The organism is Veillonella sp. ZSJB6 (assembly GCF_051549505.1).
Lineage (GTDB): Bacteria > Bacillota > Negativicutes > Veillonellales > Veillonellaceae > Veillonella.
Genome location: NZ_JBPUGE010000006.1, coordinates 92,972 through 108,220, shown reverse-complemented (window position 1 = coordinate 108,220; position 15,249 = coordinate 92,972). Strand labels below are relative to the sequence as shown.

The following is a 15,249-nucleotide window of genomic DNA, read 5'->3' as shown; positions in this document are numbered from 1 at the left end:
AGCTATATTATATAACTTTTACCATAATATACCTATATGTAGATAAAACAAAACCGCCTAAAGGATTATATCCATTCAGGCGGATCTACGATCATTAAATTATTTTCCACGTCGATGTCCTTAACAACATCTTCAATGGCTGCAAATAATTGATCTGGTTCCCCATCTTTGGAAACCACATAGACATCATTAGCACCCGGTTGTAATACATCAGTCACTGTGCCAAGCACATTGCCTTTTGTATCTTGTACTTCGAGACCAATAATATCAAAGATGTAATAGCGACCTTCTGGCAATTCCACTAAATCTTCACGACGCACTTGAATTTCTTTCTTACCGAATAATTCAGCTGTGTTGCGATCAGGAATTTCCTTAAAGGATGCTAATACAAATTGTTTGTGAAATCGTGCGGATGCAACGTGGTATTCTTTACCATCGATGTAACAGGCATCCATATGCATAAACCGTTCTGGAAAATCGGTTTGAGGCATAATACGAAGATCACCCCGCACGCCGTGCGGGGCGATGATAACACCTATTGTGATGAAATCGTTAGGCTTCATTATTGACGAAACGCAACGATTTTACCGTCCTCTAATAGGATTTCAGCGCCCATCATGGCATCCAAATTATCCCCGATTTTAACGGTAACTGTTTGCTCTAATGTACCTTGAGGAATTTCAGTTCCTAAGGACAATTCTTGAGCGTCTTTCAATTTAGCTGTTACTTCTTCTTTGAAAGCCAAGCGTTTATTTTTCTCTTCGTCGATTTGTTGACGAATTGCAGTAAGGCTTGTAGCATCAACTTTAGCCGCATCAGCCAAAATACGTTGAGCTTGGAACTCAATTGCTTCCAAATCTTTATTCACCATATCAAGGCGAGTTTCAAGATCAGATACAATTTTCGCTTTCAAGTCTTCTGTTACTTTTGCTTTTACTGCTACAGGGACACGTAATGTCATTTCTTCCATTGGAATACTCCCTTTTAGACAATATCAACAGATATCTTTTTGTTCTCTTTAATAGCCGCCGCTTTCACCACAGCGCGAATCGCTTTCGCTATTCGTCCTTGCTTTCCGATGACTTTGCCCATATCCTCTGGGGCTACATGAAGTTCGTAAACTTCCATATTCCCCTTTTGGACCATGGTAACAGATACGGCATCAGGCTGCTTCACTAATGATTTCGCAATTAATGAAATTAATTCTATCATCACAGTATGCCTCTCTATTAATTACTTTTTAGCGTCAGCAAATTTTTGCATAACGCCTTGTTTTTTGAACAAGGAGCGAACAGTGTCAGTAGGCTGAGCACCTTTAGCTAACCAAGCCAAAGCTTTTTCTTCGTCTACATTAACGATAGCTGGTTGTTTAGTAGCATCATATTGACCAATTGTGTCAACAGGACGACCTTCACGTGGAGCACGTGCGTCAGCAACAACGATACGGTAGAAAGGAGCTTTTTTAGCACCTAAACGAGTCAAACGAATTTTTAACATGTGAAATTCACCTCCTTATACTGATATGGGTGGACAGGTTCAGCGCCCCTGCCCATGTATTACATAAACGGTAATTTAGGCATTCCAGGGAAGCCGCCCTTACCGCCACGTAAACCTTGCATGCGCTTCATCATCTTCCGCGCTTCTTCAAATTGTTTCAACAAGCGATTTACATCTTGTACCTGAGTACCAGAACCTAACGCAATACGCTTGCGGCGAGAACCATTAAGAATACTTGGATTTTCTCGCTCTGCTGCCGTCATGGATGTAATGATGGCCTCAATACGGCGCACCTCTTTACTGTTCAAATCAAGGTCTTTCAATTGATCCTTAATTTGTCCCATGCCTGGCAACATACCAATAATATTTTGTAATGGCCCTAACTTTCTCACTTGGTTCATCTGTTTCAAGAAGTCATCCAAGGTGAAATTGTTTTTCGCCATTTTCTTAGCCATTTCACGAGCTTCTTCTTCATCGATGGCGCCTTGTACATTTTCGATTAATGTTTTAAAGTCGCCCAAGTCGAGGATACGAGAAGCCATGCGGTCTGGATAGAATACATCGAAACCATCCATTTTTTCGCTTACCCCAGTGAACTTAATTGGCAAGCCTGTTACAGCTTTGATGGATAATGCAGCACCACCGCGCGCATCACCATCGAGTTTAGTGAGGATAACACCATCAACGCCTAATTTTTCATTAAACGTTTGTGCTGTTGTCACCGCATCTTGACCGATCATGGAGTCCACAACGAGTAGAATTTCATGAGGTCGAACAGCGGCTTTAATGTTGGATAACTCATCCATAAGGACTTCATCTATAGCCAAGCGACCAGCTGTATCGATGATAACCACATCTTTCAACATATGCGTGCTTTGCTCTACGGCGCGACGTGCAATGTCTACTGGATTGGCACCAGGTGTTTCATCAGCAAATACTGGGATATCGATTTGCTTACCTACAACTTGTAATTGAGTAATCGCAGCTGGACGATATACGTCGGCCGCTACGAGCATTGGATGTTTACCTTGTTTGCGAAGATATACTGCCAACTTACCAGCTGTAGTAGTTTTACCAGCACCTTGTAAACCAACGAGCATAATAATCGTTGGAGGCTTACTGGAAATCATGATACGACTTTGTGTACCACCCAATAGCGCCGTCAACTCGTCATTTACAATTTTAATAACTGTTTGTGCAGGATTTAAAGAACCGAACACCTCTTCACCAAGGGCCTTTTCCTTAATGGACTTAACAAAGTCCTTCGCTACCATAAAGTTAACGTCTGCTTCTAATAGTGCTGTGCGTACTTGACGCAACGCAAGATTGACATCATCTTCTGTAATTTTGCCCTTCCCCTTTAAGGATTGAAAGGCTTCTTGCAGTTTTTCTGACAAGCTATCAAATGCCATAATATCCCTCCATTTGCGCCAATACTTTCTGCACCTTAGTTTCAGCTAGAACCTCTTCAGGCAAGGTTTCTTTCAATTGTGAAAGCAAACCTTCACGCTGTTCATATTGTTCCACCAAGTGCAACTTTGATTCGTAATCATTTAAAATGTGTCGAGCACGCTGTAAATTATCGTGTACAGCCTGCCGTGATACGCCTAGTTCCTCAGCGATTTCTCCAAGGGACATATCGTCTTCGTGGTGAAGTTGTAAGGACATGCGTTGCTTGTCCGTCAATAATGGCCCATAGAAATCCAAGAGCAAACTTATAAGCACTCGTTCTTCCATTTCGCCACCTCCATCACTGTCAAGTCATATTACTTTACATATGGTACAGTATAAAAAAAGATGTGTCAAGTAAAAATACTTAACATCTAAATTATAGATAATTATTTTCATATTTTACTTTTATATATACTCAAATATGCTATAATAAGGATATCTAATATTTTCAATATAAAAGATAGGAGGTATTGTATGAATACCAAACATTATGATCTTATCGTCCTAGGTTTCGGCAAAGCTGGTAAAACATTGGCTGCTAAATTTGGCTCTATGGGCAAAGCCGTTGCCATGATTGAAGAAAATCCACTCATGTATGGTGGCACATGCATTAATATTGCATGTATTCCTACTAAGACGATGATTGTGGCCGCATCTAAAGGCTTATCTTACGATCAAGTACTAAACCAACGAGAGGTTGTTACATCTCGTTTACGTAATAAAAACTTCGGTATGTTAGATACAAATGAACATGTCGATGTATATACTGGACATGGCGAATTCATTAGTAATAAAGAAATCGATGTCACAGCTGGGGAAGATAAAATTGTTTTATCTGGTGACACAATTATCATCAATACAGGGGCTGTAGCCATTAAACCTAACATTGATGGTATCGATACCGCATTAGGTTTCTATAATAGTACAGAAATTCAACATTTATCCCCTCAACCTAGTACATTAGGTATTATTGGTGCCGGTCCTATTGGCCTAGAATTTGCTAGCCTATACGCTAAACTAGGTACAAAAGTTACTGTATTCAATATTGAGGCTAACATTTTAAAACGCGAAGAACCTATCGTTCAAGAATTAGCTAATGAATACTTAGCAGAACAAGGCATTACTATTTTAAACTCTGTTACACTAAATTCTGTATCTAATGACGGCAACAAGCCTATTATCACTGCTAATAATGAAAACTATACCTTTGACGCTGTTCTCTATGCTACAGGTCGCAGACCAAATACTACAAATATCGGTTTAGAAAATACTGATATCACCACTAATGAACGCGGTGCTATCGTAGTTAATGATACTTGTGAAAGCTCCGTTCCAGGTGTATACGCTGTAGGCGATGTAAACGGCGGTCCTCAATTTACCTACATTTCTCTCGATGACTTCCGCATCGTATTTGGTGCACTTACAGGTAATGGGCACTATACATTAAAAGATCGCAAAAACATTCCTTACACCACCTTCTTAACACCTCCACTCGCTCGTGTAGGCTTTACAGAAGAGGAAGCCATTAACAACGGTTATACTGTTAAAACAAAGGAAATGCTCGTAGCCACTATGCCAAGGGCTCATGTAAACGACAACCTTAAAGGGGCTTTCAAAATTGTGGTAGATGCGGAAAGCAATTTAATCCTCGGGGCTACACTCTATTCCCAAAGTGCTGAAGAATTGATTAACATAATTAAAGTAGCTATGGACAACAACATTCCGTATACATATTTCAAAAATCAAATCTTTACACATCCTACCATGGCAGAAAACTTAAATGATCTCTGTAATTTCTAGGTAAGAATAGTAACTACATAATCTAATATAATAAATAAAAGAGTCACCCTTAACTTGAATACATAAGTTAAGGGTGACTCTTTTATTTATGCCTAATGATCAATTTTAGATTACTAGTTATTAGTTAGCAATATATAGTTTTTAGTAATTTATCATTAGTTACTATAGTTAGTTCTTTGTAAATAATCTACGAACTACAGATTGCAATTTAGGTGTCAATATAATAGCCACCACAATACCTGCAGCACTTGTAATCAAGGAGTATTGAATTTTGCTAGCTGCTACGGCTGCACTTTCAAGAACAAACCACCATGCAAGGAAATAACCAAATGCAGTCCAAATTGTACCAATAATAAGAGCAATCAAAATACGTGTAAAGGATGCTGTGGGCTTTGTAATGGATGGTGGCAAGTAACCTGCTGTCATACCACCTACAATAAGACCCGCAATACCTTTAATAAAGAAAGAGAATACAATGTATTGCGTATGTCCACCAAAGAGATCAAATAATGCGGAACCAATAGCCGCACCTAAACCACCATATAAACCGCCAAAAAGAATGGATGATGTAAATAATGCAGCAGATCCTAAGTGAACCATTGCACCACCCGGTATTTCGATGCGAATTGTTGTTGCTACTGCACATAAGGCAGCAATAAATCCGATATATACAATATCGCGCGTCTTTAATTTCATAATCTAGCTCCTCTCTTTTAGCTGAATAACTATATTTAGTATAACAAATCTCACTCTGTCTAAAAACACTAATTTCATAGGATTTAAATATATAGTCAGATTTAAAATAAAGCACCTATACCATGGTATAGGTGCTTTATAAACTTTAATCAACTCTATCAAATATTATATGTTATAAGATACAAATTAAATTAAATCTTAGCTCGTTTCAAACGAAGAGAGTTACCCACAACGGTTACAGAGCTAAATGCCATTGCTGTGCCTGCAATCATAGGATTTAATGCACCGATAGCAGCCAATGGAATACCAATGCAGTTAAAGATCAATGCCCAGAATAGATTTTGTTTAATATTTGTCATTGTCTTACAACTGAGGCGTACAGCTTGTACTAATGTATGCAAGTCATTTCTTACAAGAACAATATCTGCTGCTTCTACAGCAATATCAGTACCACTACCGATAGCAAAACCAATATCTGCAGTTACGAGAGCTGCCGCATCGTTGATACCGTCACCAACCATACCAACTACAAGGCCTTTATCTTGCAACTCTATTACCTTGCTAGCCTTATCTTGAGGTAATACTTCAGCAATTACATGAGTAATACCCGCTTGTTTTGCAATATATTGAGCAGTACGACGATTATCACCTGTGAGCATCCATACATCAATACCTTGAGCATGTAATTCTTTGACAACATCAATGGTTTCTGGACGTAATTCATCTTCTACAGCCCATAAGGCACTGATAATGCCATCTACAGCGAGAACAGATACAGATGCACCTTGTTCTTCATAGTGTAAAATATCATCTTGGACGGCACTTAAATCATAACCTAATTCAGACATCCAGCGACTATGACCAAGTTGTACCGACACGCCTTGATAAGCGCCTTGCAAACCTTTACCAGGTACATCACCAAAGCTTTCAAGTTCTACAGCTTTACCTTTATAACCATGATCTTCGCCATAATAAACCATGGCCTTTGCAATTGGATGCGATGTACCACTTTCAAGGGCCATCATTAGGGACATATTTATACTTTCATCACCATTATAATTTTTGAAAGCCGTTACATCGAGAACACCTTGTGTAAGAGTGCCAGTTTTATCCATAACGATGGCATCGAGTTTACCAGCTTTTTCAAGATATTCTGCACTCTTGATGAGAACACCATGCTCCGCACCTAAGCCAGAGCCTACCATAATAGATGTTGGTGTAGCGAGACCAAGTGCACAAGGACAAGCGATAACAAGCACTGCTGTAGCATTAATGAGAGCTACATTAATAGAGTCGCCCATAATGAAGTACCATACGAGGCCGGTCAAAACAGCAAGGCCAATAACGGCAGGCACAAAATATTGAGCAACAATATCTGCAATACGTTGAATGCTTGCTTTAGAGGTTTGCGCTTCCTCTACGACCTTGATGATTTGAGAGAGCATTGTATCAGAGCCGATACGTTTTGCTTCCATTGTGAAAGCACCGCTCAAGTTAATAGTCGCACCGATAACATCAGATCCCACTTGTTTTTCTACAGGCAAACTTTCACCGGTAAGCATAGCTTCATCTACAGTAGAATAGCCTTCAGTAATAGTACCATCTACTGGAATTTTTTCGCCTGCACGAACTTGTAAAATATCACCTGCTACAACCTTAGATGTAGGAATATCTACGAACTCACCGTCACGCAATACATGAGCTGTTGCTGGTTGCAAGGCAATCAATTTTTGAAGTGCTTCAGAGGTACGCCCCTTGGCAATTTCTTCTAAAAGTTTGCCAAGAAGAATGAATGTAATGAGCCAAGCTGAGGTTTCAAAGTAAATGCCATGAGGCCCAAGTTCTGGATGGAACTGCCAATTATAAATACTGAATAGATAAGCAACAGTCGTACCCATTACAACGAGAACATCCATGGTAAGGGCGCCATTCTTTACCGCACTCCACGCACTCTTATAGAACATAAGGCCAGGGCCGAACTGAGCAATGGTAGCAAGAATGAACTCTACCCATACTGGCAAGGCTTGAATGCCAAAACGATGTAATGTCATGTTAATCATCATCGGTACGGCCATACAAGCAGCAATGATAAGACGCGTAATATGAGGTTTTAAATTAACCTTTTCTATTTCTTGCTTCGTTTCATCTGCCTCTTTAGCACCGAAACCAATATTTGTAATGGCATCAATAACTTGTTGTGATTCTACATTAGAACCGTCTTTGTAGTCAACGCTGCCTTTACGAGTGAGTAGATTAACCTTTACAGATTCTACACCATCGATCTTAGAAACAACATTTTCAACACGCTTTACACAAGCAGCACAGTGCATACCTGTAATATCAAACTCTTGTTTCTTCTTACTCATCATATCACTTCTTTCTACTAGAATTTCAAAAATATATGTCCTATATATCTATATAAGTCAGAAACTCATAGTAGACATATCATACATCGGTAATAGAGTATTTATAAACACGTATAGTTTATTATATGAACACCTTTACATGAGTATTCATTCATGCGACTCTCTTCCATAATAACATAAATTCTCATTACGTCAATATCCTACCAAATCTAGAGGGTTATTTCCTTTTTCTAAGGGAATTAATCTCCTGCCACCTATACACCTATACATAGTATAAAAAAATAGATTATAATAAAGTGATGATGAATAAACATAAACTTTGATTCCAAAGGAGGTGAATCTATGTGTGAATCAATAAGCCCTATTGTAGAATTCACTTCGGTAGCGAAGGAATTTCGCCATGAATATGTTGTGGAGAAATCGCGTTTTATCACAACTGTATACCCTTGTTCTACAGAAGAGGATGCGCAGGCTTTTATTAACCGCATCAACAAAGAATTTTGGGATGCCCGTCATAATTGTACAGCCTTTGCATTAGGACCAACGCAAGAGCAACAGCGCTCTTCTGACAATGGTGAACCATCTGGTACGGCAGGCAAACCTATGTTAGAAGTACTCAAAAAAACTGGTATTACCAATGTAGCAGTCGTAGTAACGCGCTATTTTGGAGGTATCAAATTAGGTGCAGGTGGTTTGATTCGTGCATATTCACACTCTGTTGCGGAAACCTTACGTCTTGCCCCTAAAGAACTACACACAACACGAACTCAGTTGCAGGCTACCATCGACTATTCCTTATATGGAGCCATTGAAAGATACGTGCAAGATCAAAAATTACATTATGAAGCAAACTTTGGCGAGCATGTAGATATAACCATCTTAGTACCACCAGCTGATGTAGAGCGTATACAAAAAGAGCTCCAAGACATGAGTCATGGAGCTGCTACTTGTACTATATTAGATTCTATTGAAGTGGTGCTACCGCTAGAACAATAATCTAACTGATACACACATAGTAATTAGTTTTCGCTATGAACTAAGCCACTTACGCCTTGAGCAAGTTCATGACGTTTTTCTGTAGTTAATGGATGAGGCCATACGCGTTCAATTTGTTTTTTACGACTAACACCTGCATTATGTGCAGTCATTAATCTACGTGCTTCCCAGTTACGAATTGCTTTACTTAATGTTCTTTTTACTACGCCCATGATAGTACCTACTTTCTCAATCACTGTTATTATATTAAAAATTGTGATAAGGATAGAAAGTTTATTTTAAACACATTATTCTTTCTCTTTCCTTGATGAATATAGTATATACGCTATTTTATCAAAAGTGAAATTACTGTTACTTAGTTCGTTATAATTTTTATTTATCTTATTTTGTGTATAATAGGGAGATTCTATGGATACATCTTACTACCACAATTTTATTACCCTCGTTCAAACGGGCAATATGACGCAGGCCGCAGAGATTCTTCATATTACACAACCAGCTTTAAGTAAACAATTAAAGTATTTAGAAGCTGAATTTGGAGCTCAACTCATCAATATCAAGCGCGGCCAACGAGGATCAAACTTACAACTGACTGATGCTGGTAAAATTTTCTATGAAAAAGCCCAACAACTATGCTCCATTGAAGAATCTACATATAATGCAGTACAACAGTTGAACTCACGTATTGAAGGTACATTGCGAATCGCTACGTCTGCATCGCGCTCCACACCAATCGTACAACAATACTTACCAGCCTTTTCCATGAAATACCCATCAGTTCACTTCGAAATCTACGAAGGACTAATGACTAATGTGGTCAATCAACTTATTAATGGTAATGCAGAGCTGGGAATTGCAAACATTCAAATGGTAGACACTGATAAATTTGATATCCTTCTTACTCAAGAGGAACATTTATACGCTATTTTCCGCCGTGATGTATTCTGGATAGATCGTGAACATGATACCATCACATGGGATGATATCAAAAAGTGTCCTTTATCCCTCTCTGGTGGATCTGTGCGAATGATTATGCAGTCTAGCTTAACTGACATGGATCAACTGAATGCTGTTGCCATCACTACAACTAAGAGCTCTGCCATCGAATGGGCATCCTCTGGGAGAACTGTGTCTTTAGTTCCTATGGATGCAAAAGAGCTCATTAACCATCGTAAAATGGCCCGTATCAAGTTGCCAGAATTCTCAGGCGATTTTAAAAAAGCATTTATTACGCTTAAAGGCCATGCTTTATCCCCTGTAGCACAGCAATTTATTGATTTCTACAAAGCATATGTTTAAACCATGTGATAGAAATTCATATGATATGGGATTTATAACTTATGATATTGTATTTATAACTTATCGTATAAGATTTTGTACAGTTATGAACATTAATACAATACATAAAAGAAGACCTAGTACATAATGTACTAGGTCTTTTTATCTTTATATGTTGTAAACCATCTAGTCTATAAATATAAACATATAGTATTAAAGGTCTATCAAATATAAACTATTATTTCTCTTGATGTACAGCACCTACTATATCAGTAATGCTGTTAAGATTATATTGTTCCACATAATCGCCCATTTCTCGAGCAATACGAGAAATAGCTGTTGGATCTACCATCGTAGCAACCCCAACTTGAACTGCTTGAGCACCAGCCATCATAAATTCAATAGCATCAGTACCTGTCATAATGCCACCAAGGCCCATAATAGGAATATTAACCCCTTTATACACTTGGTGCACCATGCGAAGTGCTACCGGTTTCACAGCTGGCCCAGATAAACCACCATAAATATTACCCAAAACAGGTTTACGACGATGGATATCTATGGCCATACCAAGAATTGTATTGATGAGACTTACCCCATCACCGCCACCAGCTTCTACAGCCTTTGCGATTTCCACAATGTCAGTTACATTCGGTGAAAGTTTTACAATAACAGGCTTATCTGTTACCTTACGAACAGCTTTAGTTACTTGTTCTACTACCTTAGGATCTACACCAAACGCCATGCCTTCACAAGCAACATTTGGACAAGATACATTAACCTCGAGGCCCGCAATACCATCTACAGATAGAGTTTCTGCCATCCATGCAAATTCCTCTACCGTGCCAGCAGACATATTCGCTAACAATGGTACATCGTATTTCTTGAGGTCTGGCAAAATATCTGTTACAAAATGTTCTGCCCCAGGATTTTCAAGGCCAATACAGTTTAAGACACCAGACGGTGTTTCTGCGATACGAGTTCCTGGATTGCCATGACGACCTTTAGGTGTTAAACCTTTTACGGAAATAGCACCTACCTCATTACTAAGGTCTAAATAACCAGCATACTCAGGACCATTACCAAAGGTGCCAGATGCAGCAATAATAGGATTTTTCATCTTAATACCGCAGTAATCAACGGCAAGCTTTGGATTAGGCGTAACGGTGTTATTTAAATCGCGTTCACTCATTAAAAGAACACCTCCTCAGCTGGGAATACAGGACCATCTTTACAAACTTTGTAACGTTTGCCACCTGCACCATCACAAGCACAACCTAAACAACCACCAGTGCCACAGCCCATACGTTCTTCAAGAGATACTTGGCAAGGTACGTTGAGCTCTTTCGCTACTTGTGCCACACCTTTCATCATCGGTGTAGGACCGCAAGTCATAACAGATGTGAAAGTATTAGCATTAATCAGCTCAGGCATGATTGCTGTAGGGAACCCTTTCGTACCTACGCTACCATCATCAGTTGTGATGTGCACTTTAACAGGCGTATCTTTGAATAGATCTGCCCAGAAGGTTTCGCTTTCATTTCTAAAACCAAGAATAACTTGTGCCTCTTCCCCTTCTTTCAAATGGGATGCGATACATAGCATTGGTGCAATGCCAACGCCACCGCCAACGAGAAGCATATTCTTAGATGTTACAAATGGTTCACCTAAAGGTCCTAAACAATCTAGTGTATCGCCAGGTACGAGACGTGTCATAATTTCAGTCCCCTTACCTACGACGCGATACAAAAGGGTAATAATACCCTTTTGTGCATCGAATCCAGCATAGCTAATAGGGCGACGCAATAACGGCGCCGTAGAGTCCGCTACGCGAACATTACAAAACTGTCCTACCTTTACTTCTGCTGCTTGTTTTGGTGCGTGAATATCCATAATCCACACATCAGAGCCTATTTGCTCATTGCGAACGACTTCGCCCTGTTCTACATAGCCACTCATGGTTTTACTCCAATTCAAAATCTTGTAATGCTTCTACATTGTAGTTAGCATCATCTTTACGATTAGCTACAACGCGCAATACTTCACGAGCTGTATCAAGGCTTGTTAAGCATGGTGTACCCATTTCTACAGCGAGACGACGCAATTGGAAGCCTTCACGTTCTGGGCGTTTACCTGCAGTCAATGTGTTAAGTACAAGATCGACTTTATCTTGGCGAATGTGGTCAGCACAGTTGTCATCACCTTCAGAAATTTTGTTAACTACCTTGCAGTCAACGCCATGTTCTTTGAAGTATTTACCAGTACCACCAGTTGCTTCGATGTGATAGCCCAATTCGATGAAGCCTTTTGCCAATTGGCTAGCTTCCTCTTTATCGCGGTCTGCTACGGTCATAAGAATTGTACCATCTTCTGGGATACGCATATTGGCACCATTGATAGCTTTAAACAATGCTTCAGAATAAGTACGACCAATACCCATAACTTCACCAGTAGATTTCATTTCAGGTCCAAGAGCGATTTCTACAAGGCCCATTTTGGAGAAGGAGAATACAGGTGCTTTTACAGCTACATATGGTTTATTAGGCACAAGACCAAGTGGCAAGCCCAAATCTTTTAAGCTTTCACCAAGAGCAATGCGCGTTGCACATTCTACCATATTGATGCCTGTAACCTTAGAAATGAATGGTACAGTACGGCTAGAACGAGGGTTAACTTCGATTACGTTAAGTTCACCGTCAGCCACGATATATTGAATATTAAGTACACCTTTAACATTAAGGCCTACTGCAATACGACGTGTATAGTCCACAATTTGATCAATCAATTCTTGGCTCAAATGTTGAGCAGGATAAACGGCCATGGAGTCACCAGAGTGAACACCGGCGCGTTCGATTTGTTCCATAATACCAGGGATACATACGTCAGTACCATCGGAAATAGCGTCAACCTCTACCTCCATACCAACCATATAACGGTCGATAAGAACAGGATGTTCCTTGGATGCAACTACGGCTTCCTTCATGTATACATCAAGCTCTTTATCGTTGTATACGATTTCCATAGCACGGCCGCCCAATACATAAGAAGGACGTACAATCAATGGATATTTCAAGTTTTTAGCTGCTGCTTGTGCTTCTTCATCAGAGGTTACAAGCGCACCTACTGGACGTGGAATACCAAGTTTTGCCAACAATTCATCAAAGCGTTCACGATCTTCTGCCATATCGATGCTATCTACGGATGTACCAAGGATTTTTACACCGCGCTTAGCTAATGGACCTGCCAAGTTAATTGCTGTTTGACCACCAAACTGAGCAATAACGCCAGCTGGTTTTTCTTTATCGATAATTTCCATTACATCGTCCACTGTTAATGGTTCGAAGTACAAGGAATCAGAAATATCAAAGTCAGTAGACACTGTTTCTGGGTTATTGTTGATCATAATGGATTGGTAACCCGCTTTACGAAGTGCCCAAGAGGAATGTACGGAGCAGTAGTCAAACTCTACGCCTTGACCGATACGAATCGGACCGGAACCAAGTACGACAACGGATTTTTCACCGAGTGGTTTAACTTCGTCTTCTTGTGCATAAGCACTGTAGTAGTACGGTGTTTTAGATTCGAATTCGGCAGCACATGTATCTACATATTTATATGTTGGAAGTATGTTCCATTCTTTACGTTTTGCACGAACTTCATCTACCGTTGTATTAGCATAACGAGCGATAACAGAATCAGTGAAGGAATAACGTTTTGCTTTGCGCAATACTTCTTCTGTTAAGCCATGTTCAGCCAATGCTTTTTCTACATTAACAATATTTTTAATTTTTTCAATAAAGAATGTATCAATTTTTGTAATGTAATGAATTTTCTCTACACTAATGCCCTTACGAAGTGCTTCTGCTACAACATAGATACGTTCATCATCTACTAAATGCAAACGTTCAATCAATTGTTCCATGGACTCATGAGAGATTTTCTTAAGCTCAATATGGTCTAAACCAATTTCCAAGGAACGAATTGCTTTAAGCAAGGAGCCTTCCAAGGAGCGGTCGATAGCCATAACTTCGCCAGTAGCCTTCATTTGAGTGCCCAATGTGCGGTCTGCCAAATTGAATTTTTCAAATGGCCAACGTGGGAACTTAGTTACTACATAGTCCAGAGTAGGCTCGAAGCATGCTTTTGTTTCGCCTGTTACAGCATTTGTAATTTGATCCAATGTCATGCCTACTGCAATTTTTGCAGCTACCTTCGCAATTGGATAACCAGTTGCTTTAGATGCTAATGCAGAGGAACGGGATACACGAGGGTTTACTTCGATAACGATATATTCATTGCTATTTGGATTCAAAGCGTATTGTACGTTACAACCACCTTCGATTTTCAAGTAACGAATGATTTCTACAGATGCAGTACGAAGCATTTGGTATTGAATATCGTTCAATGTTTGGCTAGGTGCTACAACGATGGAGTCACCAGTATGTACGCCTACAGGGTCGATATTTTCCATATTACATACGATGATACAGTTATCTGCACTATCGCGCATTACTTCGTATTCGATTTCTTTCCAGCCTGCTACAGAACGTTCTGCTAGGATTTGGTGAATTGGTGAAAGTTTCAAACCACGACGTGTGATTTCATACATTTCATCTTCGTTATGCGCAATACCGCCCCCAGTACCGCCCAATGTGTAAGCAGGACGGATGATGATAGGATAACCAATGCGATTAGCAAAGGCTACGGCTTCTTCAAGATCGTTAAAGATATCAGATTCAGGAACTGGTTGATTGATTTCCTTCATCGCTTCTTTGAAGAGCTCACGGTCTTCAGCTTGTTTAATAGCTTCCAGAGTTGTACCTAGAAGTTTTACACCGTATTCTTCTAATACGCCAGCTTCAGACAATTGTACGGCCATATTAAGACCTACTTGGCCACCCAATGTAGCCAATAAGCCCCAAGGACGTTCTTTTTTAATTACTTCTGTTACGAATTCAAGACTAATCGGTTCTACATATACGCGGTCTGCAATATCTGTATCGGTCATAATTGTAGCAGGATTGGAGTTAACCAATACTACTTTATAACCTTCTTCACGAAGGGAACGGCATGCTTGTGTACCAGCATAGTCAAACTCTGCAGCTTGGCCGATAATAATTGGACCAGAACCAATTACAAGTACTTTTTTTGCTTCTGTGGTCAT

Annotated in this window: 15 protein-coding genes; 3 read left to right on the top strand and 12 right to left on the bottom strand. The window is 39.7% G+C overall.

The window, feature by feature from the left end:
* Positions 1-65: 65 nt before the first annotated feature.
* Genes rimM through ylxM form a run of 6 tightly spaced genes read right to left on the bottom strand, consistent with a single transcriptional unit; the run spans position 66 to position 3,234 of the window.
* Positions 66-563 carry a ribosome maturation factor RimM gene (gene rimM / locus ACSV5T_RS08010; protein WP_105090323.1) on the bottom strand — a complete coding sequence of 166 codons (498 nt, stop codon included), beginning with the start codon at positions 561-563 and terminating at the stop codon, positions 66-68.
* A complete protein-coding gene (locus ACSV5T_RS08005) occupies positions 563-970 on the bottom strand; it encodes a YlqD family protein (RefSeq protein WP_105086221.1) in 408 nt (135 codons plus the stop codon). Before ACSV5T_RS08005 ends, rimM begins: the two co-directional genes overlap by 1 nt.
* 14 nt (positions 971-984) lie before the next feature.
* Positions 985-1,212: a KH domain-containing protein gene (locus ACSV5T_RS08000; RefSeq protein ID WP_009352618.1), complete on the bottom strand. Its 228-nt coding sequence runs from the start codon at positions 1,210-1,212 to the stop codon at positions 985-987.
* A 21-nt stretch (positions 1,213-1,233) separates the two neighbouring features.
* Complete coding sequence (gene rpsP / locus ACSV5T_RS07995; RefSeq protein WP_004695565.1) at positions 1,234-1,497, bottom strand: 30S ribosomal protein S16; 264 nt, start codon at positions 1,495-1,497, stop codon at positions 1,234-1,236.
* A 59-nt stretch (positions 1,498-1,556) separates the two neighbouring features.
* Positions 1,557-2,909, bottom strand: coding sequence for a signal recognition particle protein (gene ffh, locus ACSV5T_RS07990; protein WP_105090322.1), 1,353 nt, complete (start codon positions 2,907-2,909; stop codon positions 1,557-1,559).
* Positions 2,899-3,234, bottom strand: a complete 336-nt coding sequence (gene ylxM / locus ACSV5T_RS07985) for a YlxM family DNA-binding protein (protein WP_105090321.1) — start codon at positions 3,232-3,234, stop codon at positions 2,899-2,901. The genes ffh and ylxM overlap by 11 nt, the downstream gene beginning before the upstream one ends.
* A 189-nt stretch (positions 3,235-3,423) precedes the next feature.
* Between ylxM and ACSV5T_RS07980 the strand changes: the two genes are divergently transcribed.
* Positions 3,424-4,749, top strand: coding sequence for an FAD-containing oxidoreductase (locus tag ACSV5T_RS07980; protein ID WP_370815786.1), 1,326 nt, complete (start codon positions 3,424-3,426; stop codon positions 4,747-4,749).
* Positions 4,750-4,917: 168 nt separating this feature from the next.
* Here ACSV5T_RS07980 and ACSV5T_RS07975 read toward each other — a convergent pair whose 3' ends face one another.
* Positions 4,918-5,445 carry an ECF transporter S component gene (locus tag ACSV5T_RS07975; protein WP_119208505.1) on the bottom strand — a complete coding sequence of 176 codons (528 nt, stop codon included), beginning with the start codon at positions 5,443-5,445 and terminating at the stop codon, positions 4,918-4,920.
* Positions 5,446-5,636: 191 nt separating this feature from the next.
* Positions 5,637-7,811: a heavy metal translocating P-type ATPase gene (locus ACSV5T_RS07970; RefSeq protein WP_438320738.1), complete on the bottom strand. Its 2,175-nt coding sequence runs from the start codon at positions 7,809-7,811 to the stop codon at positions 5,637-5,639.
* A gap of 342 nt (positions 7,812-8,153) precedes the next feature.
* Between ACSV5T_RS07970 and ACSV5T_RS07965 the strand changes: the two genes are divergently transcribed.
* Positions 8,154-8,807 (top strand): YigZ family protein, encoded by a 654-nt coding sequence (locus ACSV5T_RS07965; RefSeq protein ID WP_438320735.1) that lies wholly within the window; start codon positions 8,154-8,156, stop codon positions 8,805-8,807.
* A gap of 23 nt (positions 8,808-8,830) precedes the next feature.
* Here ACSV5T_RS07965 and ACSV5T_RS07960 read toward each other — a convergent pair whose 3' ends face one another.
* Positions 8,831-9,019, bottom strand: coding sequence for a hypothetical protein (locus ACSV5T_RS07960; RefSeq protein WP_370815784.1), 189 nt, complete (start codon positions 9,017-9,019; stop codon positions 8,831-8,833).
* A gap of 196 nt (positions 9,020-9,215) precedes the next feature.
* On the opposite strand from ACSV5T_RS07960, the gene ACSV5T_RS07955 reads away from it, so the two are divergent.
* Positions 9,216-10,106 (top strand): LysR family transcriptional regulator, encoded by an 891-nt coding sequence (locus ACSV5T_RS07955; RefSeq protein ID WP_156719924.1) that lies wholly within the window; start codon positions 9,216-9,218, stop codon positions 10,104-10,106.
* 217 nt (positions 10,107-10,323) lie between these two features.
* Here the strand turns inward: ACSV5T_RS07955 and ACSV5T_RS07950 are convergent, their stop codons facing one another.
* From ACSV5T_RS07950 to carB, 3 genes are read right to left on the bottom strand one after another with little or no spacing between them, the layout of a single operon-like run.
* The gene (locus tag ACSV5T_RS07950; protein WP_370815783.1) at positions 10,324-11,277 is read right to left on the bottom strand and encodes a dihydroorotate dehydrogenase; all 954 of its coding nucleotides are present in this window, start codon (positions 11,275-11,277) and stop codon (positions 10,324-10,326) included.
* Complete coding sequence (locus ACSV5T_RS07945; RefSeq protein WP_370815782.1) at positions 11,277-12,044, bottom strand: dihydroorotate dehydrogenase electron transfer subunit; 768 nt, start codon at positions 12,042-12,044, stop codon at positions 11,277-11,279. The genes ACSV5T_RS07950 and ACSV5T_RS07945 overlap by 1 nt, the downstream gene beginning before the upstream one ends.
* Positions 12,045-12,048: 4 nt before the next feature.
* Positions 12,049-15,249, bottom strand: a complete 3,201-nt coding sequence (gene carB, locus ACSV5T_RS07940) for a carbamoyl-phosphate synthase large subunit (protein WP_370815781.1) — start codon at positions 15,247-15,249, stop codon at positions 12,049-12,051.

Coding starts and splice junctions, on each gene's coding strand:
- rimM (WP_105090323.1), bottom strand. CDS start 563: ATGAAGCCTAACGATTTCATCACAATAGGTGTTATCATCGCCCCGCAC.
- ACSV5T_RS08005 (WP_105086221.1), bottom strand. CDS start 970: ATGGAAGAAATGACATTACGTGTCCCTGTAGCAGTAAAAGCAAAAGTA.
- ACSV5T_RS08000 (WP_009352618.1), bottom strand. CDS start 1,212: ATGATAGAATTAATTTCATTAATTGCGAAATCATTAGTGAAGCAGCCT.
- rpsP (WP_004695565.1), bottom strand. CDS start 1,497: ATGTTAAAAATTCGTTTGACTCGTTTAGGTGCTAAAAAAGCTCCTTTC.
- ffh (WP_105090322.1), bottom strand. CDS start 2,909: ATGGCATTTGATAGCTTGTCAGAAAAACTGCAAGAAGCCTTTCAATCC.
- ylxM (WP_105090321.1), bottom strand. CDS start 3,234: ATGGAAGAACGAGTGCTTATAAGTTTGCTCTTGGATTTCTATGGGCCA.
- ACSV5T_RS07980 (WP_370815786.1), top strand. CDS start 3,424: ATGAATACCAAACATTATGATCTTATCGTCCTAGGTTTCGGCAAAGCT.
- ACSV5T_RS07975 (WP_119208505.1), bottom strand. CDS start 5,445: ATGAAATTAAAGACGCGCGATATTGTATATATCGGATTTATTGCTGCC.
- ACSV5T_RS07970 (WP_438320738.1), bottom strand. CDS start 7,811: ATGAGTAAGAAGAAACAAGAGTTTGATATTACAGGTATGCACTGTGCT.
- ACSV5T_RS07965 (WP_438320735.1), top strand. CDS start 8,154: ATGTGTGAATCAATAAGCCCTATTGTAGAATTCACTTCGGTAGCGAAG.
- ACSV5T_RS07960 (WP_370815784.1), bottom strand. CDS start 9,019: ATGGGCGTAGTAAAAAGAACATTAAGTAAAGCAATTCGTAACTGGGAA.
- ACSV5T_RS07955 (WP_156719924.1), top strand. CDS start 9,216: ATGGATACATCTTACTACCACAATTTTATTACCCTCGTTCAAACGGGC.
- ACSV5T_RS07950 (WP_370815783.1), bottom strand. CDS start 11,277: ATGAGTGAACGCGATTTAAATAACACCGTTACGCCTAATCCAAAGCTT.
- ACSV5T_RS07945 (WP_370815782.1), bottom strand. CDS start 12,044: ATGAGTGGCTATGTAGAACAGGGCGAAGTCGTTCGCAATGAGCAAATA.
- carB (WP_370815781.1), bottom strand. CDS start 15,249: ATGACCACAGAAGCAAAAAAAGTACTTGTAATTGGTTCTGGTCCAATT.